The following is a 20,748-nucleotide window of genomic DNA, read 5'->3' as shown; positions in this document are numbered from 1 at the left end:
CGATTTGAAAAATAAAACCGACCTTATATGTTACCTTGCTCTAATGAGACTTGACCCCTGATTATCTCAGTTAAACACCATTAAAGGCAAGCCATGTATCCCACATAATTAGAATATTGTATGATTAAAAAATAAAAACCAGCACCTTAGATGCTGGTTTTATATCATAATTAATTACGTTTAAATCTCTTCAGAGATAATTTTCGGTGTCACAAATATGAGCAGCTCTTGTCGCTCATTTTTATCCGATGTACTCCTAAACAGGAAGCCAACAAAGGGAATATCGCCCAAAACAGGCACCTTAGAAACACGGCTAATCAAGTTCTGCTGATAGATACCACCCAACACAATGGTCTCGCCATGATCGACCAAGACTTGCGTACCGATCCTCTGAGTATCAATTGAAACCGCTTCTCCCAATGGCGTCGCAACCACTTTACCTTGAGAGTCTTGTGAGATCTCTAAATCCAAAATCACGCGATTATCTGGAGTTATTTGCGGTGTAACCCTAAGCGATAAAACTGCTTTTTTAAAGCTAACGGTTGCAGCACCACTTGAGCTTGCTTCAACATAGGGGATCTCGACACCTTGCTCAATATAAGCAGCTTTCTGGTTCGAGGTGGTGATTCGCGGACTGGCGATAATCTCACCTTTATTCTCTTGCTCAAGGGCACTCAACTCCATATCGAGTATGGTGCCATCGGCAAGTTTAGCGACATGAAATGCAATACTTGCTGCCGCTTCGGGGGCAGGAAAGTTTACATTTAACCTATCATTGACGCTGGGAATAGTGCCATTAACAATATCTTGTGCACCACCAATACTGCCAGACGTCCCCTTATCACCTTGCTTATCACTTATCCCCCATTTAATTCCAAGATCTTCAGATACATCATCTTTTACCGTGACCATTCTAGCTTCGATTAACACCTGACGGATCGGGATATCTAACACTTTGATCAATCTATGGATATTCTCAATGATCTCTTCTGTATCTTTAACCAGTAATGTATTGGTTCTTTCGTCAACAGCAACACTTCCTCGAGAAGATAATAGACTTGAATCTTCACTTTTTAGTAGTTCGGCAATGTCGGCACTTTTAGCATAATTTATCTGAATATACTCAGAGTAGAGGGGAGAGAGTTCTTTCACCTCCTGCATATCTTTAAGCATCTGACTCTCTCGAATCGCCAACTCCTCTCTAGGCGCCACCATAAGAATGTTGCCTTCAATTCGCTTATCTAATCCTTTAGTTTGCAAAATCAAATCTAACGCTTGATCCCACGGCACATCGTCCAGCCTAAGGGTAATATCCCCCTCAACAGTGTCACTTGTCACTAAGTTAAAGTTGTTATAATCGGCAATAATCTGCAGTACTGTCCTTACAGAGATACTTTGGAAATTAAGTGAAAGAGACTTTCCATCGTACTTCTCCTCCTCTTTAGCAACCACAATGCGCTCAGCTTTGTTGATGCTTAATCTAAACAGATCTTCCTCTTGGCGATAGTTGTACTCATATTCGCCTGAGATATCAATAAGAACACGGGAAGTTAACTCCTCCTTGAAAGTTTCGAAGCTTCTTACTGGAGTGGCAAAATCTTGCACATCCATCACATAAAGAAAATCAGATCCAATCTCAGTGTTGTAAAGTTTAAGCTCTAACTTAGCGCCAACCTGTTCAACATTCGCAGCGACTCTATTATTGTTCAGCTTGACGATTAACTCTCCGCCACCTTCCGCAGTCCTTCTAAAGTCGATATTTTGAATTGAGTTAACAAACGGATTCTCGTTACTATCATCTCGCTCAGCGACTTCATCGTTTATCGTGATATTGTAGGTATTGCCAGACAGCTTTCCCTTATACGCCTTCACCTTATCGAGATCGACCACTAACCTCATTGCACCGTTAGTCTGACTAACACTCACAGACTCAACGCCTACAGTCTTAATTGGCAATTTGTCTTTTTCCAATCCAGATATACTTTCTTTAAAGAGCAATATGATCTGTGCAGGTTCAGCGTTAAGCTCTATTTCAGGCTTCTCAACTTCGTCCTCAAACACCAATTGAAGCTCCAGTTGGTGGTCAACAACAGCGTGATACTTCACATCAACTAATCTATTAGACGCAGCAGCATTGGAGATCCCAATGATAAAAAGGGCTAAACAGCCCACCAGCCTAGATAGCGATGGCACACTTAATACAGTATTTGTCGCGGCAGAAGATCCCATTATTCCCTCATCCTTCGCTTGTTATTCTCCGGTTAGTTCCATGTTGCTGACTCTTTCAGTCCAGCAACCAGAACCATCCGGAATTAATTCAATTATTTCGACTTTTTGCGGAGTAACTTTAGCGATTCTTCCATTATAAAGTCCTAGATACTCACCTAAACCTAAGCGATATACACTGCCATCATTACTTTCAACTAGCGCCCATATCTGCTCAACTTCACTTAAAGTTCCTCGCATTTTTAAGTTATCTAGAGCGTAAGTTTCCAACCTTCCCTTTCGTCTTTTTAGATCTGGTTGCAAACAATCTTTTGTTGTATCAATAACTTCTTCTGTTAACTCTCTTGATGGAGGCACGAAAGGGCTTCGCATCAAATCGGCCTGATAAGCAAAGTGTTCGAATTTAGGTGCCTCTTTTAAAGGAGGAATATGAGCAACATGTTGCGCTTTTGTCGTGGTAACAAATAGCTCTAAATCACTTCGATCGCCCACGCAGCCAACTAAAGAAAAAACAAAAATAATCAGAAGGAGTTGCTTCATTACTTTTTCCCCTTCTTTGTCTTATCAGGGAGCTCACTTCCCTCTTTAAAGCGGTAAGTTTTTGCCATAATCTCCATACCTAACCCACCGGTATCAGACTTTTTAATGACAAAATCATGCAGGCTAACAATTCTTGGTAATCTAGCAACGCCGCTGACCAATTGCCCCAATTCATGATAATCACCTGTTACAGACATACTGATTGGAAATTCAATATAAAAATCTCGCTGAATCACCTCACGCCAATCTAGACTATCTATCTTCAGGCCTGAGTCAGTAGCCACAAAGGTCAAATCATCCAGCAGACCTGGCATCTCATTTTTAGAGGGCAACATCTTTAATAATTCAGCAAACTGACTCTCCATCACAGCCAGCTGTTCACGGTAGAGTTTTAGGTTAGCAGCTAACTGATATTTAGATTTAAAGTCTTCTCTTAACTGTAACTCTGTCCTCTGCTCTTTATCCAGCTGAGCTACAGCATCGGAAACAAATAGGAAGTAACTGGCCACAAAAATACAGATAGACAAAATAGCAGCGAAAACGATTTTAACCAGTGGCGGCCATGCCCCTACATTTTCAAAGTCGATGTCATTGAACTGATTTAGATCCAGATTCATCTACTCACTCCTTTGGCACCCTGATTCGTCACCTCTTCAACCTGTTGTATGGTCACTTTTAAGCTGAAACTCTGTAACTGCCTTAACTCTTCATTTTGAGCAACGATAGATTGCATGCTTGGATCTTGTAGCCATTGAGAGGTTTTCACTTTCCTCATCATATTAGCCACATTGTTGTTAGACTCACTCCGTCCCTGAATCCACAACAAACTGCCTTTTTTCTCTATGCTTGAAAGATAGATCCCTGGTGGAACGATTCTCACTAACTCATCTAAAACATGAGTAGGTAAGTTTCGTGCTTGCTGCAGATTTAAAATAATCTCAGTTCTGCGCTCAATATCTTTCTTTCGCGTTCTTATCTTCTTTATTTCGGCTATCTGTTTTTCTAACAGTTGAATTTCAGAAGTTAGGTATGCATTTCTTGCCTTTTGATTATCAGTCATCATCTCTACAAAGCTTAATGACAAATAAACAATAAAAGAGGAGAGTAAAAAAACCAGCGCCAAAATGCCGATATAATCTTTCTTCTGTTTTTCTCTGGCCTCTTCTCGCCAAGGTAATAAATTTATGTTCGCCATTGTGAGTAGCTCCTTAGGGCTAAGCCACAAGCAACCATATATTTGCTTATATCGGGTTTAAGGCTATTTTTGATATCATCATCGGCATGCAAACAACCTTGAAATGGATCTGCAATTATCGTGTGCACACCTAATTCATTTGTTAATAAATTTGCCATCCCTTCTAATTTAGATGTTCCACCGCATAAAATTATATGGTCGACTTTATCTTTACCACTCGATGTACAATAAATCTGCAATGTTCTTTTTATCTGTTGTAATAGTTGAGTCTGGAAAGGAGATAAAACTTCAAACATATAGTTGCGAGGCAGATCTCCTTCAAGCTTAGCTTTTTCAGCCTGTTCATGTGACATACCATAAAACGACAAAATCGACTGTGTAAACTGCTCACCGCCAAATGCCTGTTCACGAATGAAGCTTGTTTCACCATTTTCAACGACTGCAAAAGTGGTGATATTGGCTCCAATATCAACTAAAGCAACAATTTTATTCTCTGTTCCTTCTGGCAACTGGGCCGCAACAACTTCATATGATCGGCCTAAGGCATAACCTTCAACATCAACGACTTTAACTTCAATATTCACCTCATCGAGTGAATCAACCCGCGCATCAATATTCTCAGTTCTACATGCACTAAGCAGGACATCAACCTTGGTTGGATCGGTACTATTAACATTGAGAGTTTCAAAATCAATACTCACTTCATCGAGCGAATAAGGAATTAAATTGTCCGCTTCAATCTCAATTTGAGCTTCCATCTCCTCTTCACTCAATGACGCATCCATATAAATGACTTTGGTCATCACGGCAGAACCAGATACAGCAACAGCCGCTAATTTTGCACCTTTTGGGAGTATGCGTTTCACCTGTTTTAATGACTCAACGACTGCATCGGCATCTCTGATCTCATGATCATTCACAGCCCCTTTTTTTAAAGGGACTGCAGCATGACTTAAAATTTTATAACCATCGGCCGTCTTACTCAGCAGAATTGCTTTTATTTCGTGGGAACCAACATCAATTCCAACCATCTGCGGAGCCTGACGCTTCCATAAATTAGAAAGCATAGTCTTATTGTCGCTTATTGTTATTGTTACAAGAACTAGATTAGCACAAAATCAACTCGTTATAGGTATTTGTACAGAATGTTTCACGTTTTTACAATTGACATTTTTTTGACGACCATTTTTGCTTCACCAATTGCTTAGTGCCTTATATACTGTTGCCCTTGCTTAAATTTTGGAATATTCCGGTGAAGTGGTTTAAACGTATAATTATTGCCCTATTCAGCCTAGCTCTTCTAGGCATTGCTGCTATTGCTGCGGCTTATTTTTATGTGTTGCCAGAGCTGCCGGATGTAAACACATTAAAGACTGTCAAGCTTCAAACTCCGCTACGAGTTTATAGTAGTGACGGCAAGCTTATCTCTCAATTTGGTGAGAAGAGACGTATTCCTGTTGCATTTGATGATGTCCCCCCACAGTTGATTAACGCCGTTTTAGATACTGAAGATGCGAGATTCTTTGAGCACCACGGTATTGATCCTATCGGTATCACCCGCGCCGCGTTTATCCTTCTAACAACAGGTAAAAAGAGTCAAGGAGCGAGTACCATAACCCAGCAGGTAGCAAGGGGGTTCTTTCTTACACGAGAAAAGACTTACATAAGAAAAATCAAAGAGATATTCCTAGCAATCAAAATCGAAAAAGCCCTTTCTAAAGAGGAGATATTAGAGCTATATCTCAACAGATCTTTCTTAGGAAATCGCGCCTATGGCGTTGGCGCTGCCGCACAAGTTTACTACGGCAAAGAGTTAGAGCAGTTAACCCTACCGGAAATGGCGATGATTGCAGGTTTACCTCAAGCCCCGTCAGCTGCAAACCCAATACGCAACCCAGAAAGAGCAACCAACCGCCGTAATTGGGTGCTTAGTAGAATGCTCGAAAAAAACAATATAACCCAAGCACAATATACTGAAGCAACTCAGGCACCTATTACAGCTAAATATCATGGTGCAGAGATAAACCTATACGCTCCCTATATTTCAGAAATGGCTCGCGACTACCTAGTCGATAAGTTTGGGGAGGAGGAAGCTTATACTGGCGGCTATAACATCTATACCAGCATCGACTCTCGCTTGCAGATCTATGCACAGGAAGCACTAAGAGATAATGTCTATGCATACGATGAAAGGCACGGCTATCGTGGGCGCACTAAGGTCTTGTGGACAGATACGCCATTAGATACCGATTCAATTATTGCAAAACTCAAAAAGACCAATGCCTTTCAGGGCATGGTACCAGCCGCGGTCCTTAGTGTTGAGGAACTCAGTGCACAACTACTGACTTCCGAAGGTGAGGAGATAAAAATCGAGTGGCCAGGATTAAACTGGGCCCGCAAATTTATCACCAATAAGCGCCAAGGTAAGGCGCCTAAAACAGCCACTCAAATCTTGACTCCTGGCGAACAGGTATGGGTACGTAACAATGGAGAGTTTTGGCAACTGTCCCAAATCCCTAAAGTATCCAGTGCCATCGTATCTTTGGATCCCCATGATGGTGCCATACGCACCTTAGTCGGAGGCTTTAGCTTCCACACGAGTCAGTACAACAGGGTCACTCAGGCTAAGCGTCAGCTGGGCTCCAATATTAAGCCTTTCATCTATACCGCTGCGATAGAGAAAGGCTATACCCTAGCAACCTTAATCAATAATGCACCTATTAATAAACCTGACACACGACAGGGAACAGCTTGGCGACCAAAAAACTCTCCGGACAGATACACAGGGCCAACTAGACTCAAGATGGGATTAGCTCAATCAATTAATGTGATGGCCGTAAGAGCCATTCGTTATGCGAGCTTAGACACAGCCATCGAAACCTTGATTAGATTTGGCTTTGACCCTGCTGATCTTCCTAAAAACGAATCTGTCGCTCTAGGTTCACCATCGGTGACACCATTGCAAGTTGTTACCGCATTTTCTGTTTTTGCCAATGGTGGTTATAAAGTTGAACCTTACTTTATCGAACGTATTGAGGATGCCTATGGCGATGTGATTGAGGAATCAAATCCGACGTTGGCTTGTACCCCGACGCCTGTTGTTGCCATTGAAGATACCTCAGAGGTTGACCCATTTGCCTCAATGGCTGATGAGCTTCAAGCTGAGCCTGCAACACCTCAAGATCCCACCTCTTTATGTGGAAACTCTGATAGCCGTTATGCGCCTCAAATCATCTCTGAGCAGACCGCTTTCCTTATCACTGATGCACTTAAGAGTGTTATTTGGGGAGGAGGAAATTGGAGTAAAGGCACCGGCTGGAATGGAACAGCTTGGCGTGCTTCACGAGTGGTAAAGAGACACGATATTGCAGGTAAAACTGGTACTACAAACGAATCTCGCGATACTTGGTTTAGTGGGTTCAATCCAAGTTTAGCAACAACCGTTTGGGTAGGGTTCGATGATCATAGCCAAGAGTTGGGGAGAACCAGTTGGAATGCAAACGGTGCTAAGGATCAAATTTCAGCTGCTGAAGCCGGAGCGAAAACAGCAGGTCCTGCTTGGAATGAGTTTATGAAAAATGCCCTTGCAGGTCAGCCAGAACTGCCAAGCTCTCCACCGGATGGTATCGTTTCAGTCAGAATTGATTTAGCCACAGGCAAACTCAGCCGCAAAACAGATCACACAAGTAAGTTCGAATACTTTATCTCAGGTACCGAGCCAACAGAGTTTGCCCCGCAAGCAGAGGAGGAGTCTAATGATATTTTCATCGACGAGTCCCCAGAAGATCTATTTCAGTAACATAGCAACTAAATAACGCGATTAAAAAAGCACGAAAGGCTAGTTCAACCTTTCGTGCTTTAATCATCAACATCACTAATACTAAACTACTATTTTAGTGACTGTTTTTTGACACCCCATAAAAATATTTTTGAAAAAAATCTCAACAGGCTATTTTTTAACCTTTTTAGCCGCTAACGCTGACTGAACTTGTGGTAATGCCGTTCCACCAAGCGCCTCACGTTTAGCTAAACATGACTCTATTGTTAAGCAGTCATAGACATCTTGCTCAATAATGCTCGCAAAAGACTGCAACTGTTCAAGTGCAAAATCCTCTAATGGCTTCTGCTCGCTAATCGCATGTACAACAACCTCACCGACAACATGATGAGCCTCTCTAAAAGGCATCCCCTTCGCAACCAAATAATCTGCAAGCTCAGTAGAGTTTGCATAACCTTGCTGGGCAGCTTTAAGTGTATTCTCACGATTGACCTTCAAACCACTTAGTACTAACGCAGCCATCTCTAAACAGATCGACCAGCTGTCCATGACATCAAACAAGCCCTCTTTGTCCTCCTGCATATCTTTATTATACGCAAGCGGCAATGCCTTCATGGTGGTGAGAATACCGATCAAACTGCCATAAACACGACCTGTTTTGCCACGGATAAGCTCAAGTGCATCAGGGTTTTTCTTCTGCGGCATCAAAGATGAGCCTGAGGTGACCTCATCATCTAGATCGATAAACCCTGCTTCGCCGCTATTAAAGAAGATTAAATCTTCAGCCATACGACTCAAGTGCATCATGCTAATGGAGGCATCACTACAGATCTCAACCACGTGATCTCTATCTGATACGGTATCTAAGCTATTTAAGGTCGGAGAGGCAAAACCTAAAGATTCAGCAAGTTTATATCTATCCATCGGATATGCAGTACCCGCTAAGGCGCCGGTTCCAAGCGGGCAGGTATCGGCACGCTTTAATGCATCTTCAAGACGACTGATATCACGCTCAAACATCTCAACATAAGCTAAACACCAATGGCCAAAAGCAACCGGCTGCGCACGCTGAAGATGAGTATAACCAGGCATAACTGCATCGAGTTCACGCTCGGCCAATGCAAGCAGGGCTTCTCTTAATTTAGCTAGCAATACAAGCTGCTGTTGTCCCTCTTTTTTACACCAGAGCTTAAGATCCGTGGCCACTTGATCGTTACGTGAACGGCCCGTATGCAGTTTTTTACCTAAGTCACCAACTTTAGCAATCAAGGACTGTTCAACAAAGCTATGAATATCTTCAGCACCCGATGCCAAGATAAGCTCAGGATTATCTTCAACTTCAGATAACAGCTCTTTCAATGCCTGTTGCAGCTTTTCACACTCATCTTGGCTCAAAATTCCGACTTGGGTGATAGCAGCAGCCCAAGCGATTGAACCAACAATATCTTGCTCAACTAAACGATAATCAACAGGTAGCGAGTCATTAAACAACTTAAACAGTGCGCTACTCTCTTGACTAAACCTTCCGCCCCATAGTGCCATGGTGAGTTCCTCTTGTTCTGTAAAAAGGGACGCTTAGCGCCCCATTTAATTTGTTAACTTAATATAGATAGACTATGGGTTTGCCTAGCTCTTAATATTTAACGCTCTGATACGGCTAGCTAGTGAGTAGAGGCGAATAAAGCCCTCTGCATCTTTTTGGTTATAGACATCATCCTCACCAAATGTCGCAAACTCTTCAGAATACAAGCTATTAGGTGAGCGCTTCTTAACCGCTTGAGCCTGTCCCTTATAAAGCTTGATGACAACCTCACCATTAACAAGATTAGCTAAAGGCTCAGATGCACCTAACAGAGACTCGCACAGAGGAGTAAACCAGCGACCATCATAAACAAGGTGTGCCATCTGGGCACCGACCTGCTCACGCCACTCACGACTGCTCTTATCTAGCACTAACTCCTCAATGGCGCGGAGCGCTGCAAACATAACGGTGCCACCAGGTGTTTCGTAACAGCCACGAGACTTCATGCCAACCAGTCTATTTTCAGTGATATCAATTCTTCCTACACCATGTGCACCGGCGATCTCATTTAGCACCATTAGTGCAGCATAAGGGGAAAGTACTTCACCATTCACCTTAGTGATTTTGCCCTGCTCGATATCGATCGTCACATATTCAGGCTTATCTGGTGCATCTTCTGGTGCAACTGTCATGGTCCACACGCCTTTGGTCGGCTCGTTCCATGGATCTTCTAGCTCGCCACCTTCATGGGAAATATGCCAAGCATTAGCATCACGGCTGTAGATTTTTGTGGCTGATGCTGTGGTTTCGATATTACGCTCAGCAAGGTAATCAAGCAGGTCTTCACGGCTCACCATCTCCCACTCACGCCAAGGTGCGATCACTTTCAGATCCGGTGCCAGTGCAGCAAAGCAGCCTTCAAAACGTACCTGATCGTTACCTTTACCAGTACAACCGTGACAGACAGCATCGGCGCCAACTTTACGCGCAACCTCTACCTGAGCTTTAGCGATAATAGGTCTTGCCATAGAAGTGCCGAGTAAGTATGTCCCCTCATAGATTGCACCAGTTGCTATGGTTGGGTAGATATAATCCGCAACCAACTCCTCTTTGAGATCAACGATATAACACTCAGAAGCGCCTGAAGCTATCGCCTTTTCATGCAATCCCTCTAACTCGGCTTCTCCCTGACCCACATCGGCACAAAATGCGACAATTTCACAATCATCATAAGTCTCTTTTAACCAAGGGATAATCGCTGATGTATCGAGTCCACCTGAATAAGCCAAAACAACTTTTTTCACACCGGTTTTCTTAATTTCTGCAGACATCTTCTATTTCCTAATTTCTAAACTTGTCCCGCAGGCGTGCCTACGAGAACCAATATGGATTAAATTATTGACCTAATAAGGTAACTAAAACGGCATTTTGTGCATGCATTCTGTTCTCAGCTTGCTGCAGTATCAGTGAGCCTTCACCATCAACCACCTCAGCAGTCACCTCCACTTCGCGGTATGCAGGTAAGCAATGCATGAAGTAATTAGCACCAGCTTGCTTCATCATGGTTTTATTAACTTGATAGGGCTGAAACTTAGCTTTGATCTCGCTTAAGTCAGTATCATCGCCCATGGAGATCCAGGTGTCGGTATAGATGGCATCTTGCTCGGTCAACTGCTCAACATCAGAGGTGAGTATTAGCTTACCGCCATATTTTGCCGCCAATGCCTGAGCCTCAACGACCACTTGACCATCGGGAAAGTGCCCTAGTGGACAAAGGACTGTCATCGTTGCACCTAGAATTGCCGCTCCATACATCAAGGAGTGAGTAACATTGTTACCGTCGCCTACATAAGCAAGCTTCACTTGGCTAACATCGTCAAACTGCTCCGAAAGCGTGAGAAAATCAGCCAAGCCCTGACAGGGGTGATAAAGATCTGAGAGTGCATTAATAACAGGAACACTGCCATGCTCAGCTAACGTCTCTATCGTCGAGTGTAGGAAGGTTCTTGCCACAATGGCATCGGCCCAACAAGAGATATTAGCTGCGAAGTCAGACACAGGTTCTCGCTTACCTAACGCACCATTTTGTTGATCAAGATAGAGGCAGTGACCACCTAACTTATTAATTCCTATGTCAAAGCTAACACGTGTTCTTAATGAAGGCTTCTCAAACAGCATAACCACACTTTTACCGTCCAACGCATGTCGATACTCAGCAGGATTCGCCTTAATCTTCTTAGCAAGTGATAACAACTCTTTAAGCTGCTCCTGAGACAGGTCTTTAATCGATAATAAGTGGTCCATGTATAACTCCTCTAATTGGTGATACCACCAAGTTTGTCACTTTATATAACTGGCCCTTTTTAGGCCCGCTAAAACTTAATTTTTAGGGTTTAATGAGGTTGTATCTGCGTACCAACACTCTCTCCGTTAGATAGCGCGACAAGTTGCTCGGCACTTCTCCACGAAGCGACTTGCACAGCCTGCCCCATTAGTTCAGCTACATCTAATGCAGCTTCAACTTTCACTTTCATCCCCTTTTCAATCACACCCTTATGGGTCAGATCTTCAACCTGAGCTCTATTCAAACTGGAGATAAGTTGACCTTTACCATCAAGAACGCCTGAAACATCAGATAAAAGTACTAACTTCGCATCAACCAGCTTCGCCAGTACTGTAGCCGCTTGGTCAGCATTAACATTGAGCAGTTGACCAGCTTCATCAATGGCAATAGAGCTCACTATCGGCAGCCAGCCCTGAGACAAAACAAAATCAAGATATGCCGAACTCTTTGGTGCCACCTCTCCCACAAAACCCAAACGCTCATCTTTTACCTGAGCAGTAACCATATCTCCATCGCCCAAACTCATGCCGATGGATGTCACTCCGGCTTTTATCGCTGCAGCCTGTAAAACTTTATTTGACGTACCTGCAAGTGCACCAACAATGACAGGGATCTGCTCGGCAGGCGTCACTCTTAGACCATCTAGCTTTTCTGTTTTCATGCCATTAGCCGACAGTTGTTCATCAACCAAACACCCTCCGCCATGCACTAAAATCAGTTTCTGTCCAGCTGACAGCATCTTTGCCGCAGTGTCCATCAGCCTTGCCATACCCATCTCGCACTGAAGTAGAGCGCCACCAACCTTGATAACTAATGCTTTATTACTCTGTGTCATCGTAATCTACTCGCTTGTCGATTTAGTATTTAAAATGAATCTTTATGCACTGATGAGCTTGGCTAGCAGCCCCCTTCATCAGGTTATCAATGGCACTTGCGACAACTAAATAACCTGTCTTAGGATCAAACTTCCAGCCTAGGTGGCAATTTGGCGTATTAGTTACATCATCTACCTTAGGGAATTGATTCTGCTTTACCGTGACCAGAGGAGCATTATCGTAAATAGCATAAGCTTGTTCGATGTCAGCCTGCGTCACTCCCTCTTTCAACTGTACGGTTATCGTTGCCAAAATTCCCCGCTTAAAATTACCCAGGTGAGGTGTGAATATCACCTCCTGTCCCAGCTGAGTTGCGATCTCAGGTTGATGTCTGTGACCTAGTACACCATAAGGGGTCAAGCTCACTTCACAAAAGCTAGTATTTAACTGCGCTTTTCTTCCCGCTCCAGTCACACCACTTACTGCATTGATAACAGGTAAAGAGGAGGTCATTAGGGAGTGAATTGGCTTAAGCGCTGTTAAGGATGCTGTCGGATAACAGCCTGGAACTGCAATCATCTTACTATCGGCAATATCAGCACAATTCCACTCAGCCAAGCCATAAACAGCATGGGATAAAACCTGAGGATAATCATGCTCAAAGCCATACCACTGTGGATACTGAGATTTATCAGAGAACCGATAAGCGCCACTGAGATCAAATACTGTTAAACCTTGCTCAAAAAACCAAGCTGCCAGATGTAGGCTCACCGCATGATCCGTTGCCAATACAACGCCATCGGCTTGTTCAGCGATAAGCGCTTTAGCTTCATCACTAAGAGGTGATAACGGTAGGGTGATATGACTATATGTAGGGTAGAGTTCAGATAAGGGTTTACCTTTATCAACACTATTTTCAGATACATATAAACCTTGTATCACTAGGTTTTTATCGGCGTCGATAAGGGAGGTAATTTGTGCGCCGGTGTAACCACTAGCGCCAATAATCGCAATGCTTTTCATAATAATCTGACACTTCTTAATTTAAACATTAATGCTTGGAAGTAAAAAAGAGGGGGCACAACTTAAGCCCTGGTAGAAATACCAATTTTGACAAGTTTATCGTCGCAGGAAGTCTTTACACATCGCCTTAATAATAAATTTTATTTGTAGATTATTCATTTATGCTCTCAATAATATGAATTGTATTCTGGTGCTTGTCTTAGCTGTTTGATAGACTAACACACAAAACTAATTATGCAATATATTTGAATATATATTTTACGGAATTTTTTATGGCCTCTTTAGCAGATCTAAAAAGCAATTTTAGCCAGCTCATTGCATCCCCCTCAATCAGTGCGCTTGAAGTTGAGCAAGATATGAGTAATCAAGGTGTTATTGATCTACTGCAAACTTGGTTCTCTGAACTTGGTTTTGAATGCAAAGCTCAGGTCGTTAAGGATTCGCGAAGTAAACATAACTTAGTCGCCAGTTTTGGCTCAGGAAAAGGCGGGCTACTGCTTGCAGGGCATACAGATACAGTTCCTTTTGATGAAGGACGCTGGAGTCAAGATCCATTCACTTTGACCGAAAAAGATAATCGCTGGTATGGGTTAGGCACCTGTGACATGAAAGGTTTTTTTGCCCTTGTACTCGAGGCACTTAAAGATATGCCTCTGAGCCAATTTAAGCGCCCTCTGCATATTCTCGCCAGCGCAGATGAAGAGACAACCATGAATGGGGCTAAAGCATTCGCACAGCAAAAGTCGATTGCGCCTGACTATGCCATCATAGGAGAGCCGACAAGCTTAAAGCCGGTATATATGCATAAGGGGCACCTCACTCAAGGTATTCGAGTCATAGGTAAAAGCGGACACTCTTCCGATCCAGCTAAAGGAGTAAATGCAATAGAGATCATGCATCTGGTCATGGGGCAGCTGTTAAAACTCAAACAGCATCTTGCAGATAACTACCGAGAGGAAGCATTTAGTGTCCCCTACCCAACAATGAACTTTGGCCATGTACATGGAGGCGATGCCGCTAATCGTATCTGCGGTTGCTGCGACCTGCACATAGATATCCGCCCTCTTCCTGGATTGGAATTAGAGATACTAGAGCAGATGGTAATTAACTATCTAAAGCCGATTAATGATCAATACCCAGGTTGTATCAATGTTGCGCCACTCTACCCGGGGTCAGAACCTTTTGCAGACAGTCGTGAAAATAGTTGGAGTAAACTAGTCGCAGAGCTTTCAGCTAATGCTCCCGAGGTCGTTAACTATGCGACAGAAGCGCCCTATATCTCAAAACTTGGATGCCAAACTTTAGTCCTAGGTCCAGGGAGCATTGAACAGGCTCATCAGCCTGATGAATATTTAGATACTCAATACCTAAATAAGACAGTAGAACTACTTAAACAGCTTATCTATCATGCCTGTATAAAGTAATAAGTGAAATCAAGCTCACCTATGATAAGCACAGAAGTGATATAGAACACATAAGCTCACAATATCTCACACGCCAATATTGACCTTGGCCAGTAAGCCTAGGTATTGTGGAGGATTAGCGTAAATATTGGTATGGAGAAAGTATGACAGATATGTATGCGTCCTTAAGGTCCAATGTGGGCACTTTAGGACAGATCCTTGGTGAAACTATTCGCACCAATTTAGACGATCCTTTTCTTGATAAAATAGAGCAGATCCGTCAGTTAGCTAAGAGTTCGAGACAAGGCGATGAAGCCTCACGAGAAGAGATGCTGAAACTGCTCGCTGCGCTTCCCGACGATGAGCTGGTCCCTTTTGCTAAAGCCTTTAATCAATTTCTTAATTTAGCCAATATCGCCGAACAGTTTCACACCATCAGTCGTAACTGTGACGAGCTTGTCTGTGTTCCAGATCCTGTAGAGCAACTACTTGGGAGAGTATTAAGCAGTAATATTGAGCAGGACAAGATGTTGGACTGCCTGCAAAACCTAGACATCGATTTAGTACTGACTGCGCACCCAACAGAGATCTCCCGTCGCACCTTAATTCAAAAGTATGCCTCAGTTGTCGACAGTCTTGCTGCACTTGAAAATCCACTGCTCACTGAGCGTGAGAAAAAGCAGCAACACCTTCGCCTGCGCCAGCTTATCGCACAAATTTGGCATACCAACGAGATCCGCCACGAACGCCCAACCCCAGTTGATGAGGCTCGCTGGGGCTTAAGCACCATTGAGGTTTCACTTTGGCAGGCCATTCCAGATTTTCTCAGACAACTCAATGAGCAAGTTGAAGAGAGAACCAGCAAACAGCTCCCAATCGATATCGCTCCAGTGCGCTTTTCCAGCTGGATGGGGGGAGATCGCGACGGAAACCCATTTGTTACAGCTAAGGTGACTCAGGAAGTTTTAGATAGAAACCGCCATACAGCAGCGCGTTTATACCTAAAAGATGTTGTCTTACTGGTTAACGACCTTTCCATGGAAGAGGCCAACGATGAACTGTTAGTACTCACTAACAATAGTCATGAACCCTACCGTGAAGTACTTCGTGGAATCAGACAGAAACTTAGGAACACCATAGATTACCTAAATGAGCGCCTAGAAGGTCATCAACCTGAAGTCGATAAAAACAGCATTATTTGGAATGAGGACGATCTTAAAGCGCCACTAATGATGCTGTATAAGAGTCTATCCGATTCAGGAATGAGTCTAATCGCTAACGGCCTACTGCTGGACATGCTACGTCGTATCGCCTGCTTCGGCATACATATGCTCAGGCTAGATATCAGGCAGGATGCTCAACGCCACTGTGATGTTGTTGCTGAACTCACCCGTTACTTAGGCATGGGTGATTTTAACCACTGGGATGAAAACGAGAAGCAAGCCTTTCTTCTCAGAGAGCTCAGTAGTAAACGTCCATTGATCCCATCGAACTGGCAACCAAGCGAGGACGTTGCAGAGGTCGTCAGCACTTGCCGACTTATTGCCACTCAACCCGCACGTGCCCTAGGCTCTTATGTTATCTCTATGGCCAGCAAGCCGTCGGATGTACTAACTGTTCTTTTATTGCTAAAAGAAACAGGCTGCCCACACCCAATGCGAGTTGTGCCACTGTTTGAAACCTTAGACGACCTCAATAATGCTTCTAGCTGTATGTCTGCGCTATTTGCAATTGATTGGTACCGTGGTTATACCAAAGGTCATCAAGAGGTGATGATTGGTTACTCTGACTCCGCAAAAGATGCAGGTGTCATGGCCGCAGCTTGGGCGCAATACCATGCGCAGGAACAATTAGTAGAAGTAAGCCGTCAAGCTGATGTAAAACTTACCCTCTTCCATGGCCGAGGCGGTACGATTGGACGTGGAGGCGGACCCGCTCATGAGGCGATACTTTCTCAACCTCCAGGATCTGTTGACGGACGCATCCGTGTGACAGAACAAGGAGAGATGATCCGCTTTAAGTTTGGTTTACCTAAGCTAGCTGTACAAAGCTTAGCTTTATACACCTCAGCGGTCATGGAAGCCACACTGCTACCACCTCCGGCGCCTAAACCTGAATGGCGAGCCTGCATGAAAAGGTTAGCTGAAGAGTCAGTTGCTGCGTACCGCTCTATCGTTCGAGAAGAACCTGATTTTGTCGCTTACTTCCGCGCTGCAACGCCTGAAGTCGAACTAGGCAAGCTGCCATTAGGCAGTCGCCCAGCAAAACGGCGTGTCGATGGTGGCATTGAGTCTCTTCGCGCAATTCCATGGATCTTTGCTTGGTCACAAAACCGCTTAATGCTTCCTGCATGGCTGGGAGCAGGGGAAGCACTGCAAGCGGCAAGCGATAGAGGAGAGATGGAACTGCTTCAAGAGATGGAACAAAAGTGGCCCTTCTTCAAAACACGGATCTCGATGTTAGAGATGGTATATGCCAAGGCGGAACCCAATTTAGCTAAGTACTACGAAACCTGTTTGGTCCCTGAAAACCTTCATCATCTGGGTGATGCATTGAGAGGCCGCTTAGCAACAGGCGTTAAAGCCGTGTTAGCGCTCACTCAGTCGCAAGCCTTAATGGAACACACTCCGTGGAACCGAGAATCAGTGACCTTACGTAACCCCTACATTGATCCCCTTAACTTTATGCAAGCTGAGCTGCTGGCTCGTACACGTAAAGATGAGGTGCAATCGACCAATGTAGAGTTGGCGCTTATGTTAACCATCGCTGGAGTTGCAGCAGGCATGAGAAATACGGGCTGATGAAATTACTGAGCTATTTAATGCCACTAACGCTACTGCTACTAAGCGGGTGTGTTAGTCAGTACAGCATTACAGAAAAAGAGCTAGAAGGTTATCTATCCGATGAGATCCATTTTGAAGTCAAAGAGGGCAATCAACTCTTTGGCATCGAGATGCGTATCAACAACATAGATGTTAGCTTAGGCCATAAGGTCGATACCATGTCTGTGACAGCAGATAGTATCGTAAAAGTCAGAAATCCATTAGTGCCATTTAAAGCAAAAATGAAGACGACCTTTGAAGCAGAACCTTGGTACGATGCCGATAGCCATAGCGTTTACTTAAAGCAATTAAGACTTGTGAGTATCGAATCTAATCCTAAGGATATTGAAAAAGCAGTTAAGCAGGTAGCACCGAAAATGATGGGATTTTTAACTCACTTTCTGGAAACGCAACCAGTTTATATACTGGACACCTCAGAGTCCAATCAGGCTTTAATCGCTGAGATGACAAAGCGAATTGAGGTAAAACCAGGAAAGTTAAAACTGATATTTGATGAGTAGCTTAGCTTCAACATCTAATCCATAAACTAAAAAATGCAATCAGCTTAGTTGATTGCATTTTTTGTATCTAAAGCCCAACTATTTACTAAAAATTATTTGCTAAAACGAGAAAAAGAGGAGTAATCGACAATAACAGCCTCGCCTAACAGTTCACGCCTCAACATATCGTAAGCAATAGCAGTTCCTAAGCTACGAACTAAGGCTCTTGAACGACTAGGAAGCTTCAACATCTGGCTATAAATGCCGTATTTAGTCGCTAAAGCGATAGCAACGGTGCCAACAGGTTTCTCATCACTGCCTCCATCAGGCCCAGCGATACCACTAGTAGCAAGCGCATAATCACTGTCCAGTATTCCCCTTGCCCCCTTAGCCATCTCCTCAACCGTCGCAATAGAAACCGCACCGTAATCATCTAAGGTTTGAGGGTTCACGCCTAATACCTTCACCTTTGCTTCATTACTGTAGGTCACTAATCCTTGATGAAGATATGCGGAACTGCCAGCAAAAGCCACCAAGCCACTCGCAATTAAACCGCCAGTGCAGGACTCCGCAATACTCAAGCTAAAGCCTGAGTTGACTAACCTATTATGGATCTCCTGATCTAAAGTGGTAATATCTTCAGCAACGACACCATTACCAAGTATCTTTTTCACCTCAGTCTCTATAGTTACAAGTGAATCAATCGCCAATTGGCCTCTCGCAAAAAGCTTAATCTCGATGTAGGGCATATAGGAGCGGTAACCCAAAGTAACCCCTTCAGGCAGAGGTATCACTTCTAACTTATCAGCCAGAGCCGACTCACCATGACCTAAGGTCAGAAGCTTCTTGACTGAAACAGGCTCAGATAGAGGAAAATGCTCCTCAATGAAAGGGATAAACTGCTCCTTAACCATACGCTTAAATTCAAAAGGAACACCAGGAGTAAAGAAAAGCCATGCTTGATTGAGTTTAACGGCAAAGCCACAAGCTGTCCCAACAGGGTTATCAATCATAATAGCCCCTTGTGGCAATAACGCCTGCTTCAGGTTACTTTCAGCCATTACTCTGGCATTTTTAGCAAACCAAGCTTCTAATTTACTGCGCCACTCCTTATTCTCAACTAAAGGCACCCCAAGAGCCAAAGCCATCGCCTCGGTGGACAGATCATCACTAGTAGGTCCTAGACCGCCATTAACCATGATGATATCAGCTTGTGTACTACGCTCTTTAAAAACAGCAACAAGATCTTCAAGGCGATCACCAACGGTAATGCGTCGCTGACACTCAACACCTCGCTCCATCAAAGTATTCGCAAACCAAGCAGCGTTGGTATCAACGATCTGACCCGCTAACACCTCTTCACCAGTACAAATCATCTCAAGCTTCATAAAGACCCTAAGCAGTAATCCATTAATAGCAGCTAAAGTAACAAGCTAGGCATTAATAGCAATAGCCACTTAAGATTTATATGGATCAGAATATGTTCAATTAAAAAGACAGCTGCAAATACTCAACTTCATTTGTTAGGAAGTTATTTAAATGACCCAGACCAGCTTGAACACAGGATATAGATATATTTGGATATCGGAGATCCAGACCGCCAGGGATGGCGGAAATGCCGTTAATGCATGGACGCAATTAACAGCCACACTGCGATAGCAACTTTGGACTGCATGTGAAGTAGGCATTCATGCCTACATAAGTGGAGCACAGGTAAATTCGAGACGTAAAGTTAATCATTTTATAAAGCCCCAAACGCAAAAAAACCACCTTATTCAGGTGGCTTCTCTACTACTCTTTATGAGTAAAATAGGCGCCTTCCAATGGTCCAGCTACGCTAAAGCTTCGCGCTCATAAACACATCACTAGCGCGATATTCGCCCTACTCTACATGGAAATGTGGCATGCTCCGCATGCGCTATTTACTTTCCCATGTTCGAGTGGTCATTTCAAAAGCTGTTAAACGAAAAAATCCCCAACACAGAGTGCTGGGGATTTTCCGTTTATTAGGCGCCTGGAAATGACCTACTCTCACATGGGGAGACCCCACACTACCATCGGCGCGATTGCGTTTCACTTCTGAGTTCGAGATGGGATCAGGTGGGACCACAATGCTATTGTTTCCAGACTAATTCTTACTGGCTAATTATCCGTCTGACGGTATTGTTTCCTCACTCTGCGTGCTTGACCTCCATGGATGGAGGAAATGTCTAATATTGTATGGAACAATATTGACCATGTACTGGAGTACACTCCGCGCTTCGCTCGTCACGGCTTTGTCAGCCAAACAATTACCTGCGTAATTAACCAAAATTATAAATTTGAAAAGCTTTCTAAATAATTAAGTCACACTAAATCAAGTACTTCATATTCTTTCAGTTAAGCAAAACCATGTTACTTGCATGACCTCCATGGACGGAGGAAATGCCGCGAAATGATTGGACTCATTTCAGGTAAAACCCATCTGGGTTGTATGGTTAAGCCTCACGAGTCATTAGTATCAGTTAGCTCAACGCCTCACAACGCTTACACACCTGACCTATCAACGTCCTAGTCTCGAACGGCTCTTTAGAGGGATTT

Annotated in this window: 15 protein-coding genes and 2 rRNA genes; 4 read left to right on the top strand and 13 right to left on the bottom strand. The window is 43.7% G+C overall.

All coding sequences use genetic code 11. The annotated features are described in order from the left end of the window. Nucleotides 1-180: 180 nt before the first annotated feature. The 5 genes from K0625_RS12490 to K0625_RS12470 are packed head-to-tail and all read right to left on the bottom strand — an operon-like array spanning nt 181 to nt 5,028. A complete protein-coding gene (locus K0625_RS12490) occupies nt 181-2,229 on the bottom strand; it encodes a type IV pilus secretin PilQ (protein ID WP_220110006.1) in 2,049 nt (682 codons plus the stop codon). Between the two features lie 21 nt (nt 2,230-2,250). Further along, the gene (locus K0625_RS12485; RefSeq protein WP_220110005.1) at nt 2,251-2,766 is read right to left on the bottom strand and encodes a pilus assembly protein PilP; all 516 of its coding nucleotides are present in this window, start codon (nt 2,764-2,766) and stop codon (nt 2,251-2,253) included. Next, the gene (locus tag K0625_RS12480; RefSeq protein ID WP_220110004.1) at nt 2,766-3,383 is read right to left on the bottom strand and encodes a type IV pilus inner membrane component PilO; all 618 of its coding nucleotides are present in this window, start codon (nt 3,381-3,383) and stop codon (nt 2,766-2,768) included. The genes K0625_RS12485 and K0625_RS12480 overlap by 1 nt, the downstream gene beginning before the upstream one ends. Further along, the gene (locus K0625_RS12475; protein WP_220110003.1) at nt 3,380-3,961 is read right to left on the bottom strand and encodes a PilN domain-containing protein; all 582 of its coding nucleotides are present in this window, start codon (nt 3,959-3,961) and stop codon (nt 3,380-3,382) included. The genes K0625_RS12480 and K0625_RS12475 overlap by 4 nt, the downstream gene beginning before the upstream one ends. Next, a complete protein-coding gene (locus K0625_RS12470; protein ID WP_220110002.1) occupies nt 3,949-5,028 on the bottom strand; it encodes a pilus assembly protein PilM in 1,080 nt (359 codons plus the stop codon). Before K0625_RS12470 ends, K0625_RS12475 begins: the two co-directional genes overlap by 13 nt. A gap of 185 nt (nt 5,029-5,213) precedes the next feature. On the opposite strand from K0625_RS12470, the gene K0625_RS12465 reads away from it, so the two are divergent. Beyond that, a complete protein-coding gene (locus tag K0625_RS12465) occupies nt 5,214-7,760 on the top strand; it encodes a penicillin-binding protein 1A (RefSeq protein WP_220110001.1) in 2,547 nt (848 codons plus the stop codon). A gap of 150 nt (nt 7,761-7,910) precedes the next feature. On the opposite strand, the gene argH is transcribed toward K0625_RS12465, so the two are convergent. The 5 genes from argH to argC all read right to left on the bottom strand — a co-directional run bounded on the left by argH (nt 7,911) and on the right by argC (nt 13,443). Beyond that, entirely contained in the window at nt 7,911-9,281 is a 1,371-nt protein-coding gene (argH, locus tag K0625_RS12460) for an argininosuccinate lyase (protein WP_220110000.1), read from the bottom strand. An 84-nt stretch (nt 9,282-9,365) separates the two neighbouring features. Further along, nucleotides 9,366-10,592: an argininosuccinate synthase gene (locus K0625_RS12455; RefSeq protein WP_220109999.1), complete on the bottom strand. Its 1,227-nt coding sequence runs from the start codon at nt 10,590-10,592 to the stop codon at nt 9,366-9,368. A gap of 64 nt (nt 10,593-10,656) precedes the next feature. Then, nucleotides 10,657-11,565: an ornithine carbamoyltransferase gene (locus tag K0625_RS12450; protein ID WP_220109998.1), complete on the bottom strand. Its 909-nt coding sequence runs from the start codon at nt 11,563-11,565 to the stop codon at nt 10,657-10,659. An 89-nt stretch (nt 11,566-11,654) separates the two neighbouring features. Next, nucleotides 11,655-12,440: an acetylglutamate kinase gene (gene argB / locus K0625_RS12445; protein WP_220109997.1), complete on the bottom strand. Its 786-nt coding sequence runs from the start codon at nt 12,438-12,440 to the stop codon at nt 11,655-11,657. Between the two features lie 22 nt (nt 12,441-12,462). Beyond that, a complete protein-coding gene (argC, locus tag K0625_RS12440; RefSeq protein WP_220109996.1) occupies nt 12,463-13,443 on the bottom strand; it encodes an N-acetyl-gamma-glutamyl-phosphate reductase in 981 nt (326 codons plus the stop codon). 272 nt (nt 13,444-13,715) lie between these two features. Between argC and argE the strand changes: the two genes are divergently transcribed. From argE to K0625_RS12425, 3 genes are all read left to right on the top strand, one after another. Further along, the gene (argE, locus tag K0625_RS12435; RefSeq protein WP_220109995.1) at nt 13,716-14,867 is read left to right on the top strand and encodes an acetylornithine deacetylase; all 1,152 of its coding nucleotides are present in this window, start codon (nt 13,716-13,718) and stop codon (nt 14,865-14,867) included. A 143-nt stretch (nt 14,868-15,010) separates the two neighbouring features. Then, nucleotides 15,011-17,647, top strand: coding sequence for a phosphoenolpyruvate carboxylase (gene ppc, locus K0625_RS12430; RefSeq protein WP_220109994.1), 2,637 nt, complete (start codon nt 15,011-15,013; stop codon nt 17,645-17,647). Further along, entirely contained in the window at nt 17,647-18,189 is a 543-nt protein-coding gene (locus K0625_RS12425; RefSeq protein WP_220109993.1) for a YceB family lipoprotein, read from the top strand. The genes ppc and K0625_RS12425 overlap by 1 nt, the downstream gene beginning before the upstream one ends. A 92-nt stretch (nt 18,190-18,281) precedes the next feature. Here K0625_RS12425 and K0625_RS12420 read toward each other — a convergent pair whose 3' ends face one another. The 3 genes from K0625_RS12420 to K0625_RS12410 form a co-directional block, all read right to left on the bottom strand. Beyond that, nucleotides 18,282-19,556, bottom strand: a complete 1,275-nt coding sequence (locus K0625_RS12420) for a CinA family nicotinamide mononucleotide deamidase-related protein (protein ID WP_220109992.1) — start codon at nt 19,554-19,556, stop codon at nt 18,282-18,284. A gap of 624 nt (nt 19,557-20,180) precedes the next feature. Continuing rightward, nucleotides 20,181-20,296 (bottom strand): 5S ribosomal RNA (rrf, locus tag K0625_RS12415). A gap of 345 nt (nt 20,297-20,641) precedes the next feature. Continuing rightward, nucleotides 20,642-20,748: ribosomal RNA gene (locus K0625_RS12410) — 23S ribosomal RNA — on the bottom strand; the annotation flags it as partial.

Source organism: Shewanella nanhaiensis (assembly GCF_019457885.1).
In the GTDB taxonomy this organism is placed as follows: domain Bacteria; phylum Pseudomonadota; class Gammaproteobacteria; order Enterobacterales; family Shewanellaceae; genus Shewanella; species Shewanella nanhaiensis.
Note: the sequence above shows the minus strand (reverse complement) of the source record. Positions and strands in the feature narration are given on the sequence as shown.

Coding starts and splice junctions, on each gene's coding strand:
- K0625_RS12490 (WP_220110006.1), bottom strand. CDS start 2,229: ATGGGATCTTCTGCCGCGACAAATACTGTATTAAGTGTGCCATCGCTA.
- K0625_RS12485 (WP_220110005.1), bottom strand. CDS start 2,766: ATGAAGCAACTCCTTCTGATTATTTTTGTTTTTTCTTTAGTTGGCTGC.
- K0625_RS12480 (WP_220110004.1), bottom strand. CDS start 3,383: ATGAATCTGGATCTAAATCAGTTCAATGACATCGACTTTGAAAATGTA.
- K0625_RS12475 (WP_220110003.1), bottom strand. CDS start 3,961: ATGGCGAACATAAATTTATTACCTTGGCGAGAAGAGGCCAGAGAAAAA.
- K0625_RS12470 (WP_220110002.1), bottom strand. CDS start 5,028: ATGCTTTCTAATTTATGGAAGCGTCAGGCTCCGCAGATGGTTGGAATT.
- argH (WP_220110000.1), bottom strand. CDS start 9,281: ATGGCACTATGGGGCGGAAGGTTTAGTCAAGAGAGTAGCGCACTGTTT.
- K0625_RS12455 (WP_220109999.1), bottom strand. CDS start 10,592: ATGTCTGCAGAAATTAAGAAAACCGGTGTGAAAAAAGTTGTTTTGGCT.
- K0625_RS12450 (WP_220109998.1), bottom strand. CDS start 11,565: ATGGACCACTTATTATCGATTAAAGACCTGTCTCAGGAGCAGCTTAAA.
- argB (WP_220109997.1), bottom strand. CDS start 12,440: ATGACACAGAGTAATAAAGCATTAGTTATCAAGGTTGGTGGCGCTCTA.
- argC (WP_220109996.1), bottom strand. CDS start 13,443: ATGAAAAGCATTGCGATTATTGGCGCTAGTGGTTACACCGGCGCACAA.
- argE (WP_220109995.1), top strand. CDS start 13,716: ATGGCCTCTTTAGCAGATCTAAAAAGCAATTTTAGCCAGCTCATTGCA.
- ppc (WP_220109994.1), top strand. CDS start 15,011: ATGACAGATATGTATGCGTCCTTAAGGTCCAATGTGGGCACTTTAGGA.
- K0625_RS12425 (WP_220109993.1), top strand. CDS start 17,647: ATGAAATTACTGAGCTATTTAATGCCACTAACGCTACTGCTACTAAGC.
- K0625_RS12420 (WP_220109992.1), bottom strand. CDS start 19,556: ATGAAGCTTGAGATGATTTGTACTGGTGAAGAGGTGTTAGCGGGTCAG.